Genomic DNA, 24,419 nt, shown 5'->3' on the forward strand with positions numbered 1-24,419 from the left:
AGATGGCTTCGTACCTCGCCATGACGTTGTACATGAAGCATTACGTCATTGCGAAGGAGGCACGACTGAAGCAATCTGCTTATTTTGAGTTATGATTTTACTTGGAGCTAGACTTCATGAGATGGCTTCGTGCCTCGCCATGACGTTACACATGAAACTTTTCGTCATTGCTAAGGAGGCACGACTGAAGCAATCTCTTCATTTTGAGTTACAATTTTACTTGGAACTAAACTTCATGGGATGGCTTCGTACCTCGCCATGACGATGTACATGAACCGTTACGTCATTGCGAAGGAGGCACTACTGAAGCAATCTCTTCATTTTAAATTACAATTACACTTGGAACTAGACTTCATGAGATGGCTTTGTACCTCGCCATGACGTTACACATGAAGCTTTACGTCATTGCGAAGGAGGCACGACTGAAGCAATCTCTTCATTTTAAGTTACAATTATACTTGGAGCTAAACTTCATGAGATGGCTTCGTGCCTCGCCATGACGTTAAACATGAAGCATTACGTCATTGCGAAGGAGGCACGACTGAAGCAACCTCATTATTTTGAGTTACAATTACACTTGGAGCTAGATTTCATGAGATGGCTTCGCACCTCGCCATGACGGTGCACAGCAGGCTTTAGCCATCACGTCCCCTTAAACCTTTCATTTTTAAGATAAATCACATATATTCGAATGCTATTTTAAAAAGCAACGCACCACCTGTGTGTAAAAACGAATTTTAAAGATGACGCTTCCTATGAAACAAAGCCAAACACCCTTGAAACTTAGTTCCTTATGTATATGCCTATTTACAGTATTGCTAAGTTCCTTTGGGATGTATGCCCAATCAAACAAGCTCCCGAATATTATTTACCTAATGACGGACGACCAACGTTGGGACAATATGGGCTGTTATGGAAAACCTGAATTTAAAACTCATAATATCGACCAGTTAGCTGAGGAAGGCGTCATATTTGATAATGCGTTCTACGCTGTTTCTATTTGTATGCCAAGTCGGGTATCTATCATGACTGGGCGTTATATTTCTAGCCACCGTGTTGGGTTTGCACCCCCAAATAACCACACACTTTCAAAAGCCGATTTCACCAACAGTTACCCCTCAAAACTTAAGGAAGCTGGTTACCGTACTGGTTTTGTAGGCAAAATTGGTTTCGCTGTAACGGAAGATGCACTGCCCCCAAGTTCTCCAGATAATTACGATATGCAGCAACATTATGCAGATGCTTTCGACTTTTTTGTTGGCGATGGCACCCATATAGGTGGCGGCTTAAAAATATGGCCCGCTGATGATGCTGCTTTAAAAAACATATACCACGCCGATAGACCTGCAAACGAGCGTACTTTAAAAACTGGCGATGCGATGCTGCGCTTTATAGACACCCAACCGAAAGACCAACCATTTTGTTTATCTGTGAGCTTTTTAGCGGTGAAACACGATAGAGATTCCGATGTGTACCCACCGCATTTAGAACTATTTAAGGATTATAAATTTCCGGTGCCAGCCAATTGGGTAAATGGTGCGAACCATAAATTACCGAAAGTAGTTAAAGAAAATTGGCGTGGTGTACCGTTGCACTTAAAACGATCGTCTACCCCTGCTATGTACCAAAGGCTTGTTCGTCGTTTTGCGGCGCAAGGCTATACTGTAGACCAACAGGTTGGACACCTTATGAAAAAACTGAAAGAAACCGGGTTACTGGATAACACGATTATTATATATACTAGTGATAACGGGCGTTTTCAAGGATCGCAAGGACTTTTTGACAAGGCACTACTTTATGAAGAATCTGTAAAACAACCGCTTATTGTTTTTGATGGTAGAGCCGCAGCTTCTGAACGTAAACGTCGGGAAAAGGCATTAATATCATCGGTTGATATCGCTCCTACCATATTATCACTAGCAGGTTTAGAGCCTGCACCGAGTATGCAAGGGCATGATTTTAGTGGTATTTTAAATAAAACACAAGCGCTTTCCTCTTGGCAAGATGCTGTTTATATGGAGAATCTCTTCCTTGTTTCGATGTACCAAGTGCGAAATGCTAAAAATGTAGAAGCATTAAATGAAAAGGAAGTAGCAGAAAATAAATCGTACCGCTGCCGAGGCGTGCGCACAGACCGTTGGAAGTATTTTGTTTACTATGAACATAACCCGAAACTTGAGGAGTTATACGATTTGGACACAGACCCAAACGAACAACATAATTTGGCTGCTAACCCAGAGTTTGCTGATGTGCTAACAGGGTTACGTGCACGCACTGAGGCATTTTACTTGAAAGCGATTGAGTGATTCATGAGATGGCTTCGTACCTCGCCATGACGGTACACATGAAGCATTACGTCATTGTGAAGGAGGCACGACTGAAGCAATCTCTTCATTTTAAATTACAATTTTACTTGGAGCTAGATTTCATGAGATGGCTTCGTACCTCGCCATGACGGTAAACATGAAACCTTACGTCATTGCGAAGGAGGCACGACTGAAGCAATCTCTTCATTTTGAGTTACAATTATACTTGGAACTAAACTTCATGAGATGGCTTCGTACCTCGCCATGACGTTACACATGATGCATTACGTCATTGCGAAGGAGGCACGACTGAAGCAATCTCTTCATTTTGAGTTACAATTATACTTGGAGCTAAACTTCATGGGATGGCTTCGTACCTCGCCATGACGTGACACATGAACCGTTACGTCATGGCGAAGGAGGCACGACTGAAGCAATCTCTTCATTTTGAGTTATGATTTTACTTGGAGCTAGACTTCATGAGATGGCTTCGTACCTCGCCATGACGGTGCAACCTCCCCATGACGGTACACAGCATGAGATAACCTCGCTATTCTAGCTATGACGGGAACTTTTTGAGTAGACCGCGTTAGGGATAGAAACGAAAAGCCCACAGTGCCCCCGAGGTATCGGGGGCACGAGGACTTGTAGTGGATAGCCCGACCCTTGGGTAACGCCCAAAGACCAACTATTAATATGTGTACTATTCTTGCTTTCGCAGGAATTAATCGGCGTCCATTTCCATGATTAAGTTGGCTATTAAAGCGGTCCACCCTGTTTGGTGAGATGCTCCTAAACCTTTTCCGTTGTCGCCATCGAAAAACTCGTAAAACAGATGTAAATCTTTAAAATGTTCGTCTTTTTCAAACTCCTTACCATCACTATCTGAATGGTATTGGAACCTACCTTCGCTATTAGGTTCAAACAGTTTTACTAAACGTTTTGTAAGCGCGTTGGCTATTTCTTTCAGGTTTAATTTATTACCAGATCCTGTTGGGAATTCGTATTGATACGTTGGCCCGTAAAAGGTGTAATACTTACGTAACGACTGGATGATCATGTAATTTAATGGCATCCAAATAGGTCCGCGCCAGTTCGAGTTACCTCCAAACATGTTGGAACGACTCTCGCCTGGTTCGTACTGAATTTGGTGATGCCCGTGATGTTCGAACACAAATGGGTGTGCTTCATGATACTTAGAAAGTGAACGAATACCGAATTCTGATAGGAACTCGTTTTCATCTAACAAACGCTTTAGTAAATGCTCTAACCTAAACCCGCGCATGATGGCGAATAGGTAATTCCCTTCGGAATTGGTTTCGTCTAGATTGGTGATTAAGGATGCTAAATCTGGACGGGTTCGCATAATTTCGTTGGCTCTAAACCTGAAATCTTTAAGCTCTTCGAACAAATCTTTATGCATAATCTCGACCGCAAACATAGGTATAACCCCTACTAGCGAACGTACTTTTAAACGACTGGTGCTACCATTCGCCATTTCTACCACATCGTAATAGAAATTATCTTCTTCATCCCACAGGGAAATATCTTTTTTACCAATGTGATGCATCGCCCAAGCGATATTCAAGAAATGCCTGAAAAACTTCGCTGCCGATTCTTCGTATATTTTATTAGTTTTTGAAAGTTCTAGAGACATGCGTAGCATATTAAGCGTAAACATGGCCATCCAACTGGTCGCATCGGCTTGCTGCATTCTGGTAATTCCAGGCGGCATGTGGTTACGATCGAACACCCCAATATTATCTAAACCTAAAAAGCCACCTTCAAATAAATCGGTACCACTTTTATCTTTTTGGTTTACCCACCATGTGAAATTGATGAGTAGTTTTTGGAAGGCTTTTTCTAAAAATTCTGTATCTCCTCTACCTGTGTAATTTTTATCTTTTTCATACACATTCCAAACCGCATAAGAATGTACTGGCGGATTTACATCACTAAAATTCCATTCGTACGCCGGAATTTGCCCGTTGGGATGCATGTAATTTTCTTTAAGCACTAAAAGCAACTGTTCTTTAGCGAAAAAAGGATCTATTTCTACGAAAGACGCCATATGGAAAGCCAAATCCCAGGCTGCATACCAGGGGTATTCCCATTTATCGGGCATGGAAATAACATGCCTGTTGGTAAGGTGTTGCCAACTGTTGTTTCGCATGTTTGCTCTTTCGGGTTTTCCCTCGCCCGGGCCACCAAACAGCCATTTAAATACATCGTTATAATAGAATTGCTTAGTCCATAATAAACCAGAAAAAGCACTTCTTGCGATGGCTTGATGGGTTTCTGGAATATCTGACTTTATAGTTTCGGTGTAAAATTCTTCACATTCGGTAATACGATTGTGGAAAATAGCATCGAAATCGCCCCAAGGGTCTTTTACTTTCTTTTTACTTAAACGTACTTTGATGGTTTTCTCTTCGCCTGCTTTTAAATTTAGCTGATGCCAAACGGCAAATTTAGAACCTACTTTTTCTGGGTTAACGGTCGCTTCTCCATTTACAACATGGTCGTTAATACCATCTTTTACATAGGGAACATCGTTTTCAAAATTATAAATACGTTTGTTATTGGTTTCATTATCACAAAATAACTGTTCGCCATCTTCATGATAGAAATGATACTTCCCGTTTCTAATACTTTTAGATTGTACGCTGTTATCGGACATCGTTTTCACGCTAGGGCGTTCGTAACGGTTGTTGTGTTTCCAGAAATTACGGAACCACAGGTGTGGTAACACGTGAATATCAGCCGCTTTGCTGCCTCTATTCACCACGGTAACCTTCATAAGAACATCATCGACACCTGCTTTGGCATATTCAATATAACAATCGAAATACGCACTGTCTTTAAAAGCACCAGTATCTAATATTTCGTATTCTGGTTCATGACGGCTTCTTTGATTGCCAGTTACTAAATCGCCATAAGGAAATTCGCAATGTGGGTATTTATAAAGATATTTTGAATATGAGTGTGTTGGTGAAGATACTTGATGAAAATAAAGTTCTTTCACATCTTCCCCGTGGTTTCCTTGGTTGTTGGTAAGCCCGAACAAACGTTCTTTTAAAATAGGATCGTTCCCGTTCCAAAATGCGGGTGCTAAACACAAGATTTCTCTGGAATCGCAAAAACCACCAATACCCTCTTCTCCCCAACGGTAGGCATTACTACGTGCTTTTTCATGATCGATAAATTCCCAGGCTTCACCATGGTCGCTATAATCTTCTCGCACTGTTCCCCATTGTCTCTCTGCTAAATAAGGCCCCCATTTTTTCCAATTTTTATAATTGTTGGGTACTTTTAATCGTTCTGCTTCTGGACCTTTTTGAATCATATATTTAAGGTATAAGTTTTGTGTAAAATAAGAATGAAAAGCCAAGAATCGGTTTCAAAAATCAATAGAACTATTGACATCAAACCGTTGGTTTCTAACAGGCTTTAAAATAAAATTAAGGCTTTTTTCTTGAAATTGTTAACCCCATAAAAAGTATTGCCTAATTGCTGTTTTTATTCGGATTCTTTTAACTTCTCGTAAAAAAATAGCCGATTCATTAGCGAACCCACACTCTAAGAAAGCGTATTAAGGTGCTAAACAAAAAAGCAGAAAGGCATTTGTATTACCACTCACGCAGTTTATTCAAGGCTTCTTGCGCTTCCAAATCTTTTCGAGAAATCACTTTTAAAAAGGATGGATGTTGCTCGATAGCATATTCTATGCGTTTTACAATATCGTTTGTAGATTCATTCTCATAATCAATCACCAAGGGTTCTTTTATTTCCATGGTTTGAAGAATGTTTTTCTTTTTAATACGTAAGCCTTTTTTATCAAACGAGCGTCTAAACCCATCTATAACAATAGGCACAACCACTGGTTGGTAACGTTTAATAATATAAGCTGTTCCTTTTCTGATAGGTTTAAAAGGGGTGGTGGTTCCTTGCGGAAAGGTAATCACCCAACCATCATCTAAAGCCTTACCAATGCTAGAAATATCACTCATTTTTACTTGGCGATTTACATCTTGCCCTTCGGCTCTCCAAGTACGTTCGATGCTTATAGACCCCATATAAGCCAATATTTTAGGTAACAAACCTGCTTTCATGGTTTCTTTGGCTGCTACATAGTAGATATTTAATTTCGGGTTCCATATATATCCTACATTTTTAATAGAATCTGTTCTACCACTTAAACTGGCGTTAAACACATGGAACATCGCTACCACATCGGCAAAATAAGTTTGGTGGTTTGATATGAATAATACGTTGGTATCAGGAAGGTTTTTAAGAACTTCAGAGCCTTCTATTTGCAACTCATTAAAGCCGCGAAAGCGTCTGTGAGTTAATGCTCCAAAAATTCTGATGAGCCACTTTTTTAAAAATAGTATATGCCCAAATGGATTTCTTTTAAATAATCCCATAAATCACACGTCAAATTGGTTAGTGACTACAAATGTAATAAATCTATAAACTACATGAGTTGTTTTAGTAAGTCTTTAATCTCACTTAACATCATTGCTGTGGCTCCCCAAACCACATAATTATTAAGTCGAAATGCAGGAACCTCAACTTCAACACTATACGATGTTTTTACGGTTTCACTAATTATACTCGCATCGTCTAAAAAATGACTCAAAGCGACCTCAATAACAGCTTCAACTTCATCATCTTGCTTCAAAAACCGGGGTGTTTCATTCGAAATACCTACAAATGGATGCACATAAAAGTTACTTGGCGGAATATACACTTCCGTTAAAGCCTTGACTACTTGCATCTGTTTTATGGGCACTCCCACTTCTTCAAAGGTTTCTCTTAGGGCTGCTGCTTCTAGTGAAGCATCATCCGGTTCTAATTTTCCGCCAGGAAACCCCACTTGTGCAGAGTGTACGCCTTTATAGGTTTTCCTCAAAATTAAAACCAAGTAGGTTTCTTGTTCGGCGTTGGGGTAAAATAAAGCCAAAACCCCTGCCCTTTTCGCCTTTTTTATGGCATGTTCCTGCTGCTTTAACAGTTCTTGCCTAAAAGGTGGTACCATTTTAAACTGCGATGCTTGGGCTGGTAGCGGTATATTTTTTATTTTTGAGATTGCTAATGAAAAATCATCAAAATTCATTCTATGAGACTTGTATTACTATTATTTGTTTTCGTTCTTTTTCTAAATTGTGAAGATAAGAAAAGTAAAAAGAAAATAAATCTTGAAAAAGACCTACCAACCGTTGTGAAGGAAGAAGGACTCACGGGCGATGAAGACACCAGTGATGTTGCAGATAGGCCCTTCCCGAAGCTGAGCTCTAAAAATGCCATGGAGTTTTTTTTACAGTACGACAAAGTACACAAAGAGAACAAAGTACGTTTAACAACCGACTTTGGCATTATCGATATTCTGCTGTTTGAAGATACTAAGTTTCACCGTTCAAACTTCATCTTTTTAACCAAACAAAAATACTTTAACGGCACCCAATTTTACAGAGTGATTAATAATTTTATGGTACAAGCTGGAAATAGCGATGATAAAAAAACCGCCAACAAACGTAATTATATAGGCAAGTATTTGTTGCCTCCCGATACAAAACGTGGGTATAAACACGACCGCGGTGTGGTTTCTATGCCTAGTAGTGAAATTGATAACCCCCACAAACTCGCATCACCTTATGAGTTTTTTATTGTACAACAACACGGTGGCTCTCACTTTTTAGATGGTGATTATACTATTTTTGGAAAAGTAACCCGAGGTATGGATGTTGTTGATAAAATTGCAGCAGTTGAAAGTGATGATGGCGATTGGCCCCAACGTAATATTTACATTAGAAAGGTGGAAATTATTAATTAATCTAGACTGAAGACTGAAGACTGAAGACTGAAGACTGAAGACTGAAGACTGAAGACAAAACTAAAAATTCACTCTATCATTTCTAAACAATCTCACCCATCTAACTTTCTACCTCACTAGTCTAATTTTTCAACCTCATTCTTATACAAACTAGGTAAACTTATTTTAAATTTTACAGCTATTAAACGAATGGTAATAACTACCGAACCCGAAATGATAAACACCAAATTACCATCCAGCGGGAATTTATCCAGTATAAAATAGGTAAGGCCTCCAAAAATACAAGCCGTAGCATACACCTCTTTTCTAAAAATAACGGGGATTTCATTACACAGAATATCTCTCATAACTCCCCCAAAACAGGCCGTCATAGTACCCAATGCAATACAAATAATAGGATGTAACCCAATAGCCAATCCTTTTTCTACCCCAACTACAGTATATAAACCAATGCCAATGGTATCAAATAACAAGAGGGAAATTCTTAAAAAATCAAGACGTTTTCTAAATATTATAGCAAAAATGGTAGCTCCTAAAATAACATACACATAAGTCATGTTCAGCATCCAAGTTACAGGTGTTAAACCAATAAGCACATCGCGCAAAGTTCCGCCACCAACCGACGTCACAAAAGCAATAATAAGTACTCCAAAGGCATCCATTCTTTTTTCTAATGCAACCAACACCCCAGAAATGGCAAAGGCAAAGGTTCCGAATATTTCTATAACTTGAAAAAACATAATTTTTATTATTTACTTAATATAAGTTTGATAGCTGCGTGTATCTATTATTTAATGCGAGCCTAAAACCTTAGTATTTGCCCGAACGTAGTCGGAACTTTTTATTCATTTACGATAATTATGGACTTCTCGACTACGCTCGAGGAGACATTTGTTTAAGTTTATTATTTTGTGAATCAAACAAAATTCAAAAGACAGCCCAACCACACTTAGTGCTAGCAGTTTACATGTTTTGAGTATAGTAGTTATAATCTTTTAAAATGGTGTTTATAAAATCGACATCATATAAAGCAGACTCTATGTTAAGCACACCGGCCACTTTGTTCCTTAATAAGGTAAGTGTTTTAAAATCGTTATTCTTTTTTGAAATGATAAAGGCTTCCTTAATAATACGAACATCTTTATCTGTTAACTGCGTTACATTATTAAAAACAGGTTGGTAATCTACTTCCAGATCTTCTAAAATGGTACTGGTAATTTTATGCTTTTTCTTCACACTTATAACCACGGTTCCAGCAGCAGAATCGCCAACGCGTTGTTTTTTATCTGATAACAAAATACTTAATACACCAATAGACGCAAAAAACAACCAAACATCAACAATGCGCAACATCCATCGAACCAATAAATTATACCATTGGGTTGGCGCACCATCTAAACGCACCACCTTAATTTTCATAATCATTTTCCCTATGGTTTGTCCGCTAAAAAGGATATGACACAACACCGAGTAAAAAAGCGCTGGTAAGGTAATCAAGCCTAAAATACCACGTTTGGTCCAATCGTCTGTATTAAACATATCCGAAAGTGACACCAAATTCTCCATGAGCGTCATGTAGGTTAGCAAAATAAGACCATCAATTAAGAATGCCACAAAACGCTCACCTAAACCAATTAATTTGTAATCTAAATTAACATTTTGTGCTGTGTTAATTGCTAAATTGCTCATTGAAATGTATATTCGTTTCTAATTAAAATAGTTTTATGCGCGAAGCATCTTTCGTGAAGCAAAATAAAGAAAAATGGCTGGTTTTTGAAAGTGCGTTACACAATAATGCAAAAATAAATCCAGACGACTTAGCTTCATACTACATTCACCTTACTAACGACCTTGCCTATGCGCAAACGTATTACCCAGAAAGTAAGACTTTGCTGTACTTAAACTCGTTAACATCAGAGGCGCATCAAAAAATTTACATCACCAAAAGAGAATCAAAAAACAAGATTATCTCTTTTTGGAAATATGAATTCCCTTTATTTTTCAAAAGCTACCAAAAAACATTACTATATACCTTTTCCTTTTTTATGGTTGCGGTTTGTATTGGTGCTATTTCAACCTTAAATGACGACTCGTTTGTGCGTTTAATTTTAGGCGATGGTTATGTAAACATGACCATTGAAAACATTGAAAAAGGCGAACCTATGGCCGTTTATAAAAGTGGCAGCAGCATTGGGTCGTTTTTAGGTATTACCATTAATAATATAAGGGTGGCTATTATTGCTTTTGCTTTTGGCGTGTTTTTTAGTGTGGGCACTATTTACATTCTGTTTAGCAACGGTATTATGCTAGGGGCTTTTATTAGCTTTTTTTACAACTATGGCATTTTAGAAAAAACATCGACCATTTGGTTGCACGGTACTATTGAAATCTCAGTCATTGTAATTGCTGGTTGTGCTGGCTTAGTGATGGGAAATAGCTTTTTGTTTCCTAAAACCTATTCCAGACGCGTAGCATTTACTAAAGGCGCTAAAGACGGATTAAAAATTGTGGTAAGCACCATTCCGTTTTTTATTATTGCAGGTTTTATTGAAGGTTTTATAACCCGTTATGGCGAACAAATGCCGTGGATACTATCTTACGGAATTATAGCGAGTTCACTGTTCTTAATTATATTTTACTATATCATATACCCCATCAAGCTAAACAAGGCTTACCTATCTGAAATCAAAAACATTACATAGTGAACAAACCATATATAGAATTACGCAACAGACACGATTTTGGTGACACCATCAATACCTACTTTCTGTTTCTTAAATACAACTTTAAAAAGTACACCAGTTTATACCTGCGTTATAATGCCATAAGCATCATTCTTTTAATCATAGCCTCTTATTTATTAGTAACAGGCTTTATGGGTTTAGCAAGTAGAGATTTTCGATTCGGAATGACGAACGATGGCGATCACTCCATTTATTTAATTGCTGGCGCCGTTGTTTTAGTGCTCATCTTATTTATTACAGCCCTTATAAATTACAGCTTTTCGAGTTCGTTTATGGCGGAATACGTGAAAAATTCGGGTGAAGTAGAATCTAAAAATGTATGGCAAAACATTAAAACAAACTTAGGCACCATCATATTATTCATCTTTTTGGGGATTGGGCTTTATATTGGCTATATCATTGTCTCTGTAATTTTTGCTTTCATTCCATTAATTGGGATGTTAATTCAATACGGACTCAGTTTTCTATTGACGGCCTTTTTCGGCTTGTCATTCATGTCTATTTTTTCTGAGAATAAGGGATTGAGTAATGCCTTATCTGAAGGTTGGTCGTTTACATTTTCTAGCTTCGGAAAAGTCATTCTCTTCGGGTTGGTTATTGGTATTTTAAATTTAATGATTACCATGCTTATCATTTCCATACCTGGTTTCATTATTGGTATTTACGTCTATTTCTCATTAGAAAGTAATGTAGATTTAGCAACTAACGTTTTTGCAAGTATGGTATTCACCTTGGGGTTTGCCATGTTTTTATTGGCATTTATTTATACGCAAGCCTTATCGCAAATAGCCTATAGCGTGTTGTATTACAACATATTTGAAGAAAAAAACAATATATTCTTGAAAAATAAAATTGAGCAAATTGGTATTAATGAATAAACTAAAATACCATCATGCCTTAGTTTCTCTAAGCTTCTTTCTTAGCTATGGCTTTAGTTATTCACAAGATAGCATCCATAAAGATTCTTCTCACATCAAGGTCACGTACTTTAAGGATGCGATTAAGGAACGTTATAAAGGTGATCATTTCAACTATTCTATAAACGATACGGGCGGCATCAATTTAATACAGCGTATTTTACAGAAATTTTTTGGTTGGCTAAGTGATGTTTTTGGTTTCGATGTCGATTTTATTAATTACCAAACCTTAGAATACATTGTGTATGGTTTCTTAGGAATTGCCGCGTTGTATTTAATCATCAAATTTTTAATGCAGTCGCCTATAAACTCGGTTTTTAAGACCGAAGTTCAAGACATTAACGAATTCAAATATGTAGAAGAAAACATTAAAGATGTTAATTTCGATTATTTAATTGAAGCGGCTTTAAAGGAGAATAATTACCGTTTGGCAACCCGTTATTTATATTTAAAATCGTTAAAATTGCTCACCAATAAGGCGATTATTGAATGGCATTATGATAAAACAAACAGCGATTATATAAACGAAATTAAAGACGAACAAACCAAATCGGTTTTTAAACGTATTTCTTATCTATACGATTATGTTTGGTATGGTGAATTCCCTATAGATGATGCTATTTATGCCAAAAACCAATCGGATTTCGATAAACTAAACAGTCTTCAAAATGGATAAACGATCTAAAATAGCATTGTATGCCATTGGAGCGGTGATTGTTTTGATGATGATTGCAGAAATAACGAAGCCCAAAGCTTTGAATTGGCGTGACTCTTATACCGCTGCCGATAAAATTCCGTTGGGTTGTTATGTGCTTTTTAACGAATTAAAAGCCCTTTCGGACACCCCGATTAAAATAGCTACCAAATCGGTTTTTGAAACTTTAAAAGATGCTGAATCCAGCAAAAAAACACTTAGCATTTTTATAAACAATGGTATTGGCTTTGATAAACAAGACTCAGAATCCCTGATTAAATATGTTGAAAAGGGGAACTCTGTATTTATAAGTACCAACCACATATATGGCGTTTTAAGCGACACTTTAAATATTAGATTAGGTACACAAGGTAATGGCCTTTTCAAGCAACCCGCATTAAACAGTTTTACAAGCCCAAGTTTAAAACCTAACGAACGCCTTTTTAAAGACGTTATTGAAACTAGTTTTTTCACCAGCGTAGACACTTTAAATGCTGTTGCATTAGGTACTAGCAAGGTTGAAAAAACGGAAAAGATAATAAACGATACCATTCCCGAAACCAACACCAATTTTATAAAAGTCCCTTTTGGAAACAACAACGGGGCCTTTTATGTACACACCAACCCTTTTGCGTTTAGTAATTACCATATGCTAAATGGTAACGATGTATATGCGGCCACCGTGTTTTCATTTTTACCGAAGCATCAAATTATTTGGGACAACTATTATAAAAGTGGCCGCAAGGTTATTAGGAGTCCGTTGCGTTTTGTACTCCAAAACCAAGCTTTAAAATGGGCGTTTTATATAGCGATGCTTTCCTTAATTTTATTTGTGATTTTTAAGGGAAAACGAACGCAACGCATTATTCCTGTGATAGAGCCTTTAAAGAATGCTACCTTAGATTTTACCAGAACCATTGGCTATTTATATTACCAACATGGCGATTTCAGTAACATCATCAACAATAAAACACAGTATTTCTTAGAGCAAATACGCTCTAAATATTACTTAAACACCAATGAATTGAATGAAAAATTCATTGCAAAATTAGCGATAAAATCATCTAACAAAAAAGAAGACACCAAGGCCTTAATAGACTATTTGGTGTATTTAAAATCGAAATCGAATCATACCGAAGCCGATTTAGTTCAACTGAACAAACTCATAGAATCATTCACAAAAAGTAAGATATAATGGAAGAACAAACTCCTGAAAATCAAGATGTAAATTTTGAAAGCAGACTCGATTTAAAACCGCTACAAGACCATGTAGAAGCTATAAAAAAAGAAATAGGCAAAATAATAGTTGGGCAAAATGAAATGATTGAATTGCTTATTATTTCCTTGCTTTCAAATGGCCACACCCTTATTGAAGGTGTCCCTGGAGTTGCAAAAACCATAACCGCTAAACTATTGGCTAAAACATTAGATGTTAATTTTAGCAGAATACAATTCACACCCGATTTAATGCCGAGTGACATTTTAGGAACTTCCATTTTTAATGTAAAAACCAACGAGTTTGAATATAAGAAAGGTCCTATTTTTTCGAACGTTATTTTAATTGATGAGATAAACCGTGCGCCAGCAAAAACACAAGCAGCCCTTTTTGAAGTGATGGCCGAACGCCAAATCACAATGGATGGTACCAAATATGTTATGGAGCCACCTTTTCTAGTATTTGCTACTCAAAACCCGATTGAACAAGAAGGCACCTACCGCTTACCAGAAGCGCAGCTAGACCGTTTTCTGTTTAAAATAGATGTGGATTACCCTTCTCTTGAAAATGAGATTCAAATATTAATGGAAAACCATCAAAGGCACGATGTCTTGGATTTTGATGCTGTAGCACCCGTGTTAAATGCTGAACAAATTGCACATTATCAAGGTTTGATAAAACAAATCGTAGTTGAGAACCACCTGATTACCTACATCGCTTCCATAATTAACAACACCCGCACCAATGCCAATTTGTATTTAGGTGCTTCACCAAGGGCTTCTATTGCGATATTAAATGCTGCGAAATCTAACGCAGCTATTTACGGAAGGGATTTTGTAACGCCAGATGATATTAAACGTTGCACCAAAGCCGTTTTAAAACACCGTTTGGTATTAACACCCGAACGTGAAATGGAAGGTTTTACAGTTGAAAAAGTAATTGAACAAATTTTAGAAACTATTGAAATACCAAGGTAGTTGAAGCAATTTTTTAAAAATATCTATTTGAATGCGCGCTTTTTTATAACCCTAAGTGTTCTTGTTGTACTCTTTATTCTGGCCTATGTTTTCCCAGGATTATTGATGATGGCGCAGATGCTATTCTTTGTATTTATTGGTTTATTGATGGTCGATTTCATAGTGCTTTTCAAACAAAAAGGCATGACGGCAACACGACTTCTACCCGAAAAACTAAGTAATGGCGATGATAACCCTATTGAAATTACACTGCAAAATAACTACAATTTCACAAGTACTTTAAAACTGATTGATGAATTACCGTTTCAATACCAAAAACGTGATTTTGAAATTGACACGGTATTAACCAAACAAGAACAAAAAAAAATAAATTACACGTTACGTCCATTAGAACGTGGCGAATATTATTTCGGGAACCTAAACCTGTATGCTTCCAGTCCTATAAATTTAGTTTCTAGACGCTTTCAATTTGGTAAAGATGCTATGGTGCCTAATTATCCATCGTTTTTACAATTAAAGAAGTATATGCTTTTGGCTTTTTCAAACAAAATTTTTGAATATGGTTTGAAAAAAATTCGTCGCATTGGTCATACTATGGAATTTGAGCAAATTAAAGATTACGTACAAGGTGACGACTTGCGAAACATTAACTGGAAAGCTACCGCCAAAAGTAACAAGCTAATGGTGAACCAGTTTCAAGATGAGCGTTCGCAGCCCGTTTACAGTGTTATTGATAAAGGCCGAGTTATGAAAATGCCTTTTGAAGGTTTGAGTTTACTAGATTATGCCATTAATGCTGCACTAGTAATAAGTAATGTGGCTTTAAAAAAACAGGATAAAGCTGGTATCTTCTCCTTTTCAAGAAAGGTTGAAAACCGCGTGGTCGCAGAACGCAGACCTTCACAAATGAATACCATTCTTGAAACGCTGTATAATTTAAATACGGATTTCGTAGAATCTGATTTTTCGAGATTATATATAGATGTAAAGCGGAATTTAAACCAGCGTAGTTTACTGTTATTGTACACCAATTTTGAAACTTTAGATGCTTTGTACAGGCAACTGCCCTATTTAAAAGCCATTGCTAAAAACCACTTATTAGTTGTTATCTTTTTTGAAAATACCGAACTGCAGAAACTTACCCTAAAAAATGCAGACACCACCTTTGATATATTTGAAAAAACCATTGCCGAAAAGTTTATTTACGAGAAAAAGTTAATTGTTAACGAACTTCAGAAACATGGGATTCAAACTATTTTAACGGCACCCGAACATTTAACGATTAACACCATCAATAAATATCTAGAAATAAAAGCTAGAGGTTTGTTATAATAAGAAAGACCCTCAATAAATTGAAGGTCTTTCCAGCTATTAATAAATTCTTAAGTTAAACGGTTTCGCTTAACCAAGCCTTCATCATCCAAACAGTTTTTTCTTGTTCTGTAATAAAATCACTCATCATGGAATTAGTACCTTCATCATTAGCATCACCAGATTTATTTAAAATAGCACGCTCAATTTTCAATAATTCTGATAAGGAATCAACAATTAAGGTCACTGCTTTTTCATCTTGGGAAATATTCTTACCCACAGGTACTTGAGCATGTTTTATATAATCTGTAAAAGTATGCAGTGGTGTTTCGCCTAGTGTTAAAACACGTTCAGCAATTAAGTCTACCTTCATATTGGCATCGGTGTACAATTCTTCAAATTTCACATGTAAATCGAAAAATCGCTTTCCTTTTATATTCCAATGTAAACCACGTAGGTTTTGATAATAGATTTGAAAATTGGCTAATAAATTATTTAAATCGCTCGCTAATTCTTTTGTTTTTTGAATGTCTAATCCTATACTATTCAATGTCATTATTCAATTATATTTTTTTGTTACAGCAAATTTAAATTATTATTAACAGCCTACTCTATAAGTTTTATTGATAGTTTTTATATTTTTATAAGCTAAATTGATATACATGACAATTACACAGTTATATTACGTTTTGGCTGTTGCCGAAAATCAAAATTTCACGAAGGCAGCAGAGAAATGTTTTGTTACCCAGCCTACACTAAGTATGCAAATACAAAAATTGGAAGAAGAACTTGATATTCAAATTTTCGACCGAAGCAAAAAACCCATTGAATTAACCGAAGTTGGTAAAAAAATAGTAAACCAAGCCAGAAACATTGTAAACGAATCGTACCGCATCAAAGATATTGTAGACCAACAAAAAGGTTTTATAGGTGGTGAGTTTAAACTCGGTATTATACCAACCATCATGCCGACGTTACTTCCCATGTTTTTGAAGAATTTCATTAAAAAACACCCGAAAATAAAACTTAAAATAGAAGAATTAACAACTGAAGAAATTATAGAACGTCTAAAAGATGGTCATTTAGATGCCGCTATTGCCGCAACACCACTTGAAGATGCTAGTATTAAAGAGCGTGTTCTTTACTTTGAACCTTTTGTAAGTTATATTCCTAAGAGCCATAGACTGCATTCAAACAAAAAAATAGATGTTAGCGATTTAGATATTAGTGATATGCTATTGCTAGAAGATGGACATTGTTTTAGAGATGGCGTACTTAATTTATGTAAAGCCTTTAAAAACAATTCAGACGACGTATTTCAATTAGAAAGCGGCAGTATTGAAACTTTAATAAAACTATCCAACGAAGGCTTAGGGATGACGCTTCTTCCCTATTTACATACTTTAGATGTTAATGACAAAGAAAAAGAAAACCTACATTACTTTAACGAGCCTTCACCAGCTAGAGAAGTAAGTCTTATTTATCATAAAAGCGAGCTTAAAATGCAAATTATCGAAGCCTTACAGGATGTAATATCTGGTGTAGTGCGTGGTGCCATTGCATTTCAAAATGTAAAAATTATAAGTCCGTTAGCTTCCAAATAAAAAAGCGACCCTAGGGTCGCTTTTTTTTATGTTTTTAAATAAATTAAACATTGGTTTAATTCTGGGTTTTGCTGTACAATAGAAAGAATGAATTGATGTAATTCTTCTAACTCATGTGGTAGCAACCGTTGGGCTGCTTTTTGTACTTCTTTGCAAAACAATGATGCATCAAAACTGACTTTATTGAGCACAGTTTTAGTATAATCAAGCATTGCTCTTGCCATAGTGTTATTGGATTTTAGGTTTAATTTAAAAGTAGATTTTTTGTATAAGCTATGTTGTTTATTGAGAATATAAATTTACTGAATTTTATCAAGAAACTCTCAATTTTAGTCAAAATTAACAATTTATTATCCTAAAATTCATATTAAATTATAACGCAAAAACAACATCAATAACAAGTTAAAACTTACAAATACTTGCTATAGCCCACTGATATCAATCAACTTAAGTCTTCAAAATACAAACAAAAACTGACTTTTAAAAACGATTATCGCCATCTAAAATATTACCTAAACCACCTAAAACACTACCTTCCCTTCTATCTTTGCTAACACCTTGCGGTGCAGAGGCCAAAAACACTACCAATCAATCGTATGCATCAATTTAATGCGCTTAATATTAAGTATAATACTAGGAAACGTAATGAATTAAAGAGAGCCCCGTATGAGACTCTCTTTAACTAATTTACTTTATAATCACTTTCTGAGTATACATTCTATCTTTACTAATCAATCTTAATATATATGTTCCAGCAGATTTATCCTTTAATGGAATTTCTGAATTTGAAACATTTAAGTCTCCTTTTAGTACTTGTTCTCCTAAAATATTGTACAAATAGTATTGATAAGTATTATCATCATTATTAAATAATTTCACATTTACAACTCCATTAGTTACTGGATTAGGAAATAATACAGGTGCTTTAGAATCAGCCACAGAAATCTCATGAGTTGCAAGTGTTTGCGTACTTAAATCTGTCTCCCAACTTCCTCTACCATAAGTTGCTGCTCTAAGTTTTCCTGTTGTTGGAGATGAGTAAAATATCTCTAAATCTTGCACGGCACATTTTGGCAAATCAGTCAAAAAAGGAACTGCTGAAGCAACTAAATTATCTATAGCATACACCCCCAAATCTGCACCTACATATACTTCATCATTCACACTATTCTTTCTATATACAATGGTGTTCATTGGTATATTAGGAAGTCCATTAGATACATTTATCCAATTAGCACCACCATCAACAGTTTTGTATACTTTTTCATCATCTGCATATCCAGAAAAAACAACCCAAACCTTTGATGCATCTGTATTTGAAACCGTTAAGTTTTTTAACCTAACAACACCAACCGGTAAACCAGCCGTAATATCACTCCAAGTCGACCCCGCATTTATAGATTTTGAAATAACATTCTCCTTAATTACATAGATAACAGAATTATTGCTAGGTGCAACTTCAAATCTCAAAATATTGCTTGCAGCAGGATTTGGAGGCGTCACCCCTGTTTTAGTATATGTAATATCCTCATTTCCAGAAAACAAATCTGTTGAAACATACAAATCTGGGCGTCCACCTATATAAACGATATCCACATTAATTGGATCTTGTTGAATAGGACTAAACCATTCGCCACTTGGCATATCTGGATACCAAGGAATATCTGAATAACTAGCTCCACCATTAGTTGTATAAAAGAAAGCTCCGTTAGTTGTAGAAGACACCATGAAATCATCATTAGTTCTATCAATAAAACCATCTTCACCATCACCTCCACTTAATACAGACCAAGATCCATTATTATATTTTAAAGAGCCTATATCTTGTAATCCTGCAAAGAATAAATTTTCAGTAATTTCAGATAACTCAATATTAGTTTGTTGACCAACAGCAATATTCCCTGTGACATCCGTCCATGTAACACCATCATCAGTAGTTTTGGAAATACCCCCATCTGTAGTAGTAAAAAAGGTAGTATTATTACCTGGCATATACGCAATGTACTGAATATCCGCATGAATATAAGGTTCTGGTTGCTTATTCCTTCCTGGATGAAGCGGATTAACTCCTAACCAATAAGTAATACGTGTCCAATTCACACCACCATCCGTAGATTGCCATTGGTTAATACCGCCAATAGTAATTTTATTGACATTAATTGGTGAAACTGCTATGGCAAGATCGTGGAATGCTTGACCACCTACAGAAGAGGACGTTGGAGCCGCATCTGAATGCAAAATATTTGGTGTAGAAGCTGTTGATTGTTTAGAAAAGTTATCCCCACTATCTGTTGAACGATAAAATCCTTCAAATCCTTGATCACTACTTCTTCCTATAATAGCATATACATAATTTGAATTAGCTTCTGTTACAGCTAGTTCAATGCGCTCAACAGCCGAATAGTTTGGTAATACTCCTGATAAATCTGAATTTGGAGTCCAATTAATTCCACCATCTATTGATTTGTAAATTTCTTTACCTGCAGCATACACAATTGATGAGCTTTGTGGTTTATATTCGATATCAGATAAAAAAGTAATAGGTTGGCTAGCTGAACCATTTGGAGATTGAGCCGTAGCCCACCCGTCGGTTGTTCTAAATATACCACCATCAGTAGTCACCATCATAACCAATGGGTTATTTGGATCCATAATAATTTTTGTGATTTTATAATTATCTAATGCCGTCCACACTAAGCCTGTTGTATTCCAATTTAAACCACCATCAGTAGATTTCAAAACACCTATACTTCTTCTATCACTTTCCTTATCTCCCGTAGCTAAATACATTAAATTAGGATTTGTAGGATGAATAACTAAACCTGAACAACCTATAATAGGTAAATAATCTGAATGAGTAGACCAAGAGCTACCACCATTAGTCGTTTTCCAAAGTCCACCATCTGGAGCACCTACATACATTGTGGTTGCTGGATTAATTGGATCAAAAGTCACAAAATTCAATCTTCCAGAGCCAGAATCATATCCAGATGCTATTGAATTCTGATTTAAAGACACCCAATTGGAAGTCGCCAAAGATGCTTTCATTTTACTATTTGCATTTTTAGCCAATTCGTTATTGTAATTTTTTTGCCACTCAATAAAATTCGGGTAAGTGAATGACGGTAATGACATATTACCTGATGGATAAATCTTATCAGCTATTTGATTTTCCCAACGTTTAAAAATTTTATATCCCTGACCTTTTCCGGGAGTTTTAGCCTTCCAAAATTTATTAAATTTTGCCTGAACATCATAAAACGTTTCATTTTTACTAGTACCCATTTTAGCCCAACTTTTATCATTCTGTCCAAACGATAATATGGAAAAAAATACAGTTAATACAAGTGTGTAGAGTTTTCTCATTTTGATTATAAATTAATTAATTTTCATACAAATATCGTCAACCTTTTAGCACAACACGGCAAAAACAACTACACAACAACTACACACAAACAAATAATAGATATAATTATAGCTTTAAACCCTACTTTTCTGAGGAAACTCGGTCTTGGTGTCTTTAAATTTCTGGTTCAGAAAATCTGCTAAAGTAAGATCACTTTCTTGAAGATTCATTTTTTTTGAAATACGATATCGCTTACCTTCTATCGCCCTTGTGGAAGAATTTACAAATAGGGCAATTTCTTTGCTTTTAAATCCTACGAAGAGGTAGTAACAAATAATTAACTCGGAGTCATTTAATTGAGGGTAACCATTTCGTAACTGTGTGAAAAATTCAATATTAAGTTCATTAACCAACTCCAGTTGATTTTCCATTTTATCTAACAACATTGACGAATCTAATTGAAGATTTTTAAATAAATCCTTTATTTTTATACGTTGATTAACACCTGCATCCAAAGATGATATGTGTTTTATTTCTTTCTTAACATCACTTATATAATCTTCTAATCCTCGGACCTTAACTTTTAATTTTTCGTGGTTTGATTTTAAATAAGTGTATTCATTATTACTTTTCTCAAAATGTTTTATTGTTTTTTTTGATTTCTTGCTTTTAAAAATAAAAAGTACAATTAACGCTATCAACACAAAAATCAAGACTACTACCCATTTAAAATTGTTCTTAAGTTTAGCTTTTTCAATTTTTAATTCAGATTCAGAAATCAATAAGGAATCTCCCAGATTCAAACTAGCATCCATTGTTTTACTCAACACCTCATTTTCAAAATACTTTAATGAATCTATGTAATTATTTTTATATTCAAAATCTTTAATATAATCATAGTAGTCAACATGAAGGCTATAGAAATTTCGCCTATCAACCTCATTCATCGCATTTCGTAATTCCTTAGATTGAGATATATAATATTGCGTGGAGTCGATATTCTTTTTTTTAAAATGCAAATTTGACATACTTCCATAAATGGTTGCTAAATGCGATTTATATAATGCCAAAGAAAGCGTGGAGTTTTCTTCTAAAGATTTAAAAATTTTAAAATATTTATGAGAATTACTTATATCTCCCAGATCGAGATAATTTGAGGTTAACATAAATAACGCATACATATAGTAATAAGCATCTTCTTTAATGCTTTTATAAACTTCTAATTGTTCTAAAATCAATTTATTACTAGACTGATAATTCCCATTATAAAATTCTACATAGGCAGGCATTTGCATGACTTCTAGTAAACCATTTTTATTACCACTAAGAGTGTAATATCTTTTGGCCGCCTCCAAATACTTAAAAGCACTTGTGTCTTTTTTTATCAAATATGTATTATAAAAAAGCTCTAAAGAAGCTTTACCTGCAACATCATAGTTTTCTTCAAGTTCTGCATATTTTAATGCAAGGACGTAATTTTGATAAAGCTTCAATCTTTCATGATTTCTATCACTAATCAAGGCCCTTAAATCATAATAACAGGCAAGATGCCCTATTATATTTTTTTTTAATGGTTCGGGAATTGAATCCAAATATACAGCGGCAACTTTTGGAGATTCGTTTAATATATTATAAGCAGAATCAATATACTTTAAATAGCGCCCTTCATGACTGTTTTGCGAAAGAACAGTAAAACATAATAAAAAAACCAGTAATAATAGATATGGATGTGAGAGTCTCAATTTCAAAAAATACAAGATTTCAATGGATAAATAATAACATCTACAAAAGTAGAAAAATCAAATTTAAAAACGATGTATTTTCAGACATTACTATGAAATAAATCTTAATGTTCCTGATTTTTAAAAACGATTATCGCCATCTAAAATATTACCTAAACCACCTAGAATACTACCCTCACCTCTATCTTTTCCGCCACCTTGTGGTGCAGATGCTAATACACGCCCCGCCAACCTACTAAATGGTAATGATTGGATATAAACAACACCCGGACCTTGAAGTTTGGCAAAAAATAAGCCTTCACCACCAAAAACAGTATTCTTAATACCGCCCACAAACTCGATATCATAATCAATATCTTGAGTAAAACCGACAATACAACCGGTATCTACACGTAAAGTTTCACCGCGCTGCAATACTTTTTTGGCCATGGTACCACCTGCATGAACAAATGCCATACCATCACCCTCTAATTTTTGCATAATAAAGCCTTCACCCCCAAATAGACCGCGACCTAATTTTTTGGAAAACTCGATACCCACGCTCACGCCTTTGGCTGCACATAAAAACGCGTCTTTTTGACAAATAAACTTGCCACGGAATTCTGTGAGATCAATCGGGATAATTTTACCAGGATACGGCGATGCGAAGGATACATTTTTCTTTCCTACTACAGTATTGTAAAAGGCCGTCATAAACAAACTTTCGCCTGTTAGAATACGTTTCCCGGCACCCAATATAGAACCAAGAAAGCCTTGGTTTTTAGTAGAACCATCACCAAAAATGGTTTCCATTTTAATGCCATCATCCATCATCATAAAACTACCTGCCTCGGCAATAACACCTTCTTGCGGGTCGAGTTCTATTTCTACATATTGCATTTCTTCTCCGTAGATTCTATAGTCAATTTCGTGTGCTGTCATTTTATTTGTTTTTTGTTGATTCGGTTATTAGTTGACTTGTTCCCCGTTTTGTTACAAATACTTTGAAAATTGGTGCATTTTGTTAATTGTAAAGTCACTAAGACTTAAAGTATCAAAGGTTCTAAGAAAAAAAAAGCCAAAAAAACCTAAACACTTCATTCAATCCATGACTGTGACTGTGACTGTGACTGTGACTGTGACTGTGACTGTGACTGTGACTGTGACTGTGACTAAAACCTAACTCTTCACTTTTATACTCCATTCAAATAGAAAAGTAGAAACATCTACACCTTCTTCATTCACACCAACAGATTTCATACTTACGGTTTGCCCTTCTCCCGTATCAATTGCTTTTTGAAGTGCTGCATCTATTAAGGTGCCGTCATTACAGGTAAAGGTTATTTTTCCTGTGGCTTTTTTTGTAAATGTGGCCGAATTGGAAGTAACTAACATGGACACTCGCTTCCCCGATTCCTTAATTTTTGTCATCATTAAAGCTCCTGTCGAAAACTCTGCCGCCATACCTTGTACCGCCCAAAACATAGACTTAAATGGATTTTGATTAATCCACCTATGAGTTACGGTTACTACACATTTACTGGCATCTATATGTCTTGTGCGAACACCACAAAGAAAGGCCGATGGTAGTTTAAGCATGGTAAAAGAGTTTAGTTTACTGGGAGTTACGTTCATGATAATATATTTATTTTTTCACTAAGTTATGAAAATTAATGCCAGATTAGAAATGTTAATTTTATGTTAAAATTAGGTACTATGCGTAACATAATACCTTTTTAAAGACATA

At 35.6% G+C, this 24,419-nt stretch carries 20 protein-coding genes and 1 pseudogene; 9 read left to right on the forward strand and 12 right to left on the reverse strand.

All coding sequences use genetic code 11. The features are described from left to right. Positions 1–755 precede the first annotated feature (755 nt). On the forward strand, positions 756–2,306 hold the full coding sequence (locus tag Q5N74_RS05825) for a sulfatase-like hydrolase/transferase (RefSeq protein WP_304387796.1): 1,551 nt from the start codon (positions 756–758) through the stop codon (positions 2,304–2,306). A gap of 724 nt (positions 2,307–3,030) precedes the next feature. Here the strand turns inward: Q5N74_RS05825 and Q5N74_RS05830 are convergent. From Q5N74_RS05830 to Q5N74_RS05840, 3 genes are all read right to left on the reverse strand, one after another. Beyond that, the gene (locus tag Q5N74_RS05830; RefSeq protein WP_304387797.1) at positions 3,031–5,652 is read right to left on the reverse strand and encodes a glucosidase; all 2,622 of its coding nucleotides are present in this window, start codon (positions 5,650–5,652) and stop codon (positions 3,031–3,033) included. A gap of 283 nt (positions 5,653–5,935) precedes the next feature. Beyond that, entirely contained in the window at positions 5,936–6,733 is a 798-nt protein-coding gene (locus tag Q5N74_RS05835; protein ID WP_304387798.1) for a 1-acyl-sn-glycerol-3-phosphate acyltransferase, read from the reverse strand. A gap of 50 nt (positions 6,734–6,783) precedes the next feature. Beyond that, on the reverse strand, positions 6,784–7,425 hold the full coding sequence (locus tag Q5N74_RS05840; protein ID WP_304387799.1) for a CoA pyrophosphatase: 642 nt from the start codon (positions 7,423–7,425) through the stop codon (positions 6,784–6,786). 3 nt (positions 7,426–7,428) lie between these two features. On the opposite strand from Q5N74_RS05840, the gene Q5N74_RS05845 reads away from it, so the two are divergent. Continuing rightward, positions 7,429–8,142: a peptidylprolyl isomerase gene (locus Q5N74_RS05845; protein WP_304387800.1), complete on the forward strand. Its 714-nt coding sequence runs from the start codon at positions 7,429–7,431 to the stop codon at positions 8,140–8,142. A 116-nt stretch (positions 8,143–8,258) separates the two neighbouring features. Here Q5N74_RS05845 and Q5N74_RS05850 read toward each other — a convergent pair whose 3' ends face one another. Together Q5N74_RS05850 and Q5N74_RS05855 are read right to left on the reverse strand one after the other, a co-directional pair. After that, positions 8,259–8,882 (reverse strand): trimeric intracellular cation channel family protein, encoded by a 624-nt coding sequence (locus tag Q5N74_RS05850; RefSeq protein ID WP_304387801.1) that lies wholly within the window; start codon positions 8,880–8,882, stop codon positions 8,259–8,261. A 223-nt stretch (positions 8,883–9,105) separates the two neighbouring features. Next, complete coding sequence (locus tag Q5N74_RS05855) at positions 9,106–9,831, reverse strand: RDD family protein (protein ID WP_304387802.1); 726 nt, start codon at positions 9,829–9,831, stop codon at positions 9,106–9,108. 35 nt (positions 9,832–9,866) lie between these two features. On the opposite strand from Q5N74_RS05855, the gene Q5N74_RS05860 reads away from it, so the two are divergent. Genes Q5N74_RS05860 through Q5N74_RS05885 form a run of 6 tightly spaced genes read left to right on the forward strand, consistent with a single transcriptional unit; the run spans position 9,867 to position 16,022 of the window. Further along, positions 9,867–10,844: a stage II sporulation protein M gene (locus tag Q5N74_RS05860; protein ID WP_304387803.1), complete on the forward strand. Its 978-nt coding sequence runs from the start codon at positions 9,867–9,869 to the stop codon at positions 10,842–10,844. Continuing rightward, positions 10,844–11,764 carry a hypothetical protein gene (locus tag Q5N74_RS05865; protein WP_304387804.1) on the forward strand — a complete coding sequence of 307 codons (921 nt, stop codon included), beginning with the start codon at positions 10,844–10,846 and terminating at the stop codon, positions 11,762–11,764. The genes Q5N74_RS05860 and Q5N74_RS05865 overlap by 1 nt, the downstream gene beginning before the upstream one ends. Next, the gene (locus Q5N74_RS05870; RefSeq protein ID WP_304387805.1) at positions 11,757–12,479 is read left to right on the forward strand and encodes a hypothetical protein; all 723 of its coding nucleotides are present in this window, start codon (positions 11,757–11,759) and stop codon (positions 12,477–12,479) included. Before Q5N74_RS05865 ends, Q5N74_RS05870 begins: the two co-directional genes overlap by 8 nt. After that, complete coding sequence (locus Q5N74_RS05875) at positions 12,472–13,692, forward strand: DUF4350 domain-containing protein (RefSeq protein ID WP_304387806.1); 1,221 nt, start codon at positions 12,472–12,474, stop codon at positions 13,690–13,692. Before Q5N74_RS05870 ends, Q5N74_RS05875 begins: the two co-directional genes overlap by 8 nt. Further along, entirely contained in the window at positions 13,692–14,690 is a 999-nt protein-coding gene (locus tag Q5N74_RS05880) for a MoxR family ATPase (RefSeq protein WP_304387807.1), read from the forward strand. Before Q5N74_RS05875 ends, Q5N74_RS05880 begins: the two co-directional genes overlap by 1 nt. Continuing rightward, positions 14,691–16,022 carry a DUF58 domain-containing protein gene (locus tag Q5N74_RS05885; protein ID WP_304387808.1) on the forward strand — a complete coding sequence of 444 codons (1,332 nt, stop codon included), beginning with the start codon at positions 14,691–14,693 and terminating at the stop codon, positions 16,020–16,022. A gap of 55 nt (positions 16,023–16,077) precedes the next feature. Here Q5N74_RS05885 and Q5N74_RS05890 read toward each other — a convergent pair whose 3' ends face one another. Continuing rightward, entirely contained in the window at positions 16,078–16,557 is a 480-nt protein-coding gene (locus tag Q5N74_RS05890; RefSeq protein WP_304387809.1) for a Dps family protein, read from the reverse strand. Positions 16,558–16,663: 106 nt separating this feature from the next. Here Q5N74_RS05890 and Q5N74_RS05895 point away from each other — a divergent pair, with 106 nt between their 5' ends. Further along, positions 16,664–17,605, forward strand: coding sequence for a LysR substrate-binding domain-containing protein (locus tag Q5N74_RS05895; RefSeq protein WP_304387810.1), 942 nt, complete (start codon positions 16,664–16,666; stop codon positions 17,603–17,605). Positions 17,606–17,631: 26 nt separating this feature from the next. On the opposite strand, the gene Q5N74_RS05900 is transcribed toward Q5N74_RS05895, so the two are convergent. The 6 genes and pseudogenes from Q5N74_RS05900 to Q5N74_RS05925 form a co-directional block, all read right to left on the reverse strand. Next, on the reverse strand, positions 17,632–17,829 hold the full coding sequence (locus Q5N74_RS05900) for a hypothetical protein (protein ID WP_304387811.1): 198 nt from the start codon (positions 17,827–17,829) through the stop codon (positions 17,632–17,634). Between the two features lie 256 nt (positions 17,830–18,085). Further along, positions 18,086–18,181 (reverse strand): annotated as a pseudogene (locus Q5N74_RS05905) (TIGR00266 family protein); the annotation flags it as partial. Between the two features lie 111 nt (positions 18,182–18,292). Then, positions 18,293–20,971 (reverse strand): T9SS type A sorting domain-containing protein, encoded by a 2,679-nt coding sequence (locus Q5N74_RS05910; RefSeq protein ID WP_304387812.1) that lies wholly within the window; start codon positions 20,969–20,971, stop codon positions 18,293–18,295. A gap of 114 nt (positions 20,972–21,085) precedes the next feature. Then, positions 21,086–22,708, reverse strand: a complete 1,623-nt coding sequence (locus Q5N74_RS05915; RefSeq protein ID WP_304387813.1) for a hypothetical protein — start codon at positions 22,706–22,708, stop codon at positions 21,086–21,088. A 105-nt stretch (positions 22,709–22,813) separates the two neighbouring features. Next, positions 22,814–23,614, reverse strand: coding sequence for a TIGR00266 family protein (locus Q5N74_RS05920; RefSeq protein ID WP_304387814.1), 801 nt, complete (start codon positions 23,612–23,614; stop codon positions 22,814–22,816). A 237-nt stretch (positions 23,615–23,851) separates the two neighbouring features. Then, positions 23,852–24,307 (reverse strand): DUF4442 domain-containing protein, encoded by a 456-nt coding sequence (locus tag Q5N74_RS05925; RefSeq protein WP_304387815.1) that lies wholly within the window; start codon positions 24,305–24,307, stop codon positions 23,852–23,854. Between the last annotated feature and the right edge of the window lie 112 nt (positions 24,308–24,419).

Origin of the sequence: Mariniflexile sp. AS56 (assembly GCF_030552475.1) — a bacterium.
In the GTDB taxonomy this organism is placed as follows: Bacteria; Bacteroidota; Bacteroidia; order Flavobacteriales; family Flavobacteriaceae; genus Mariniflexile.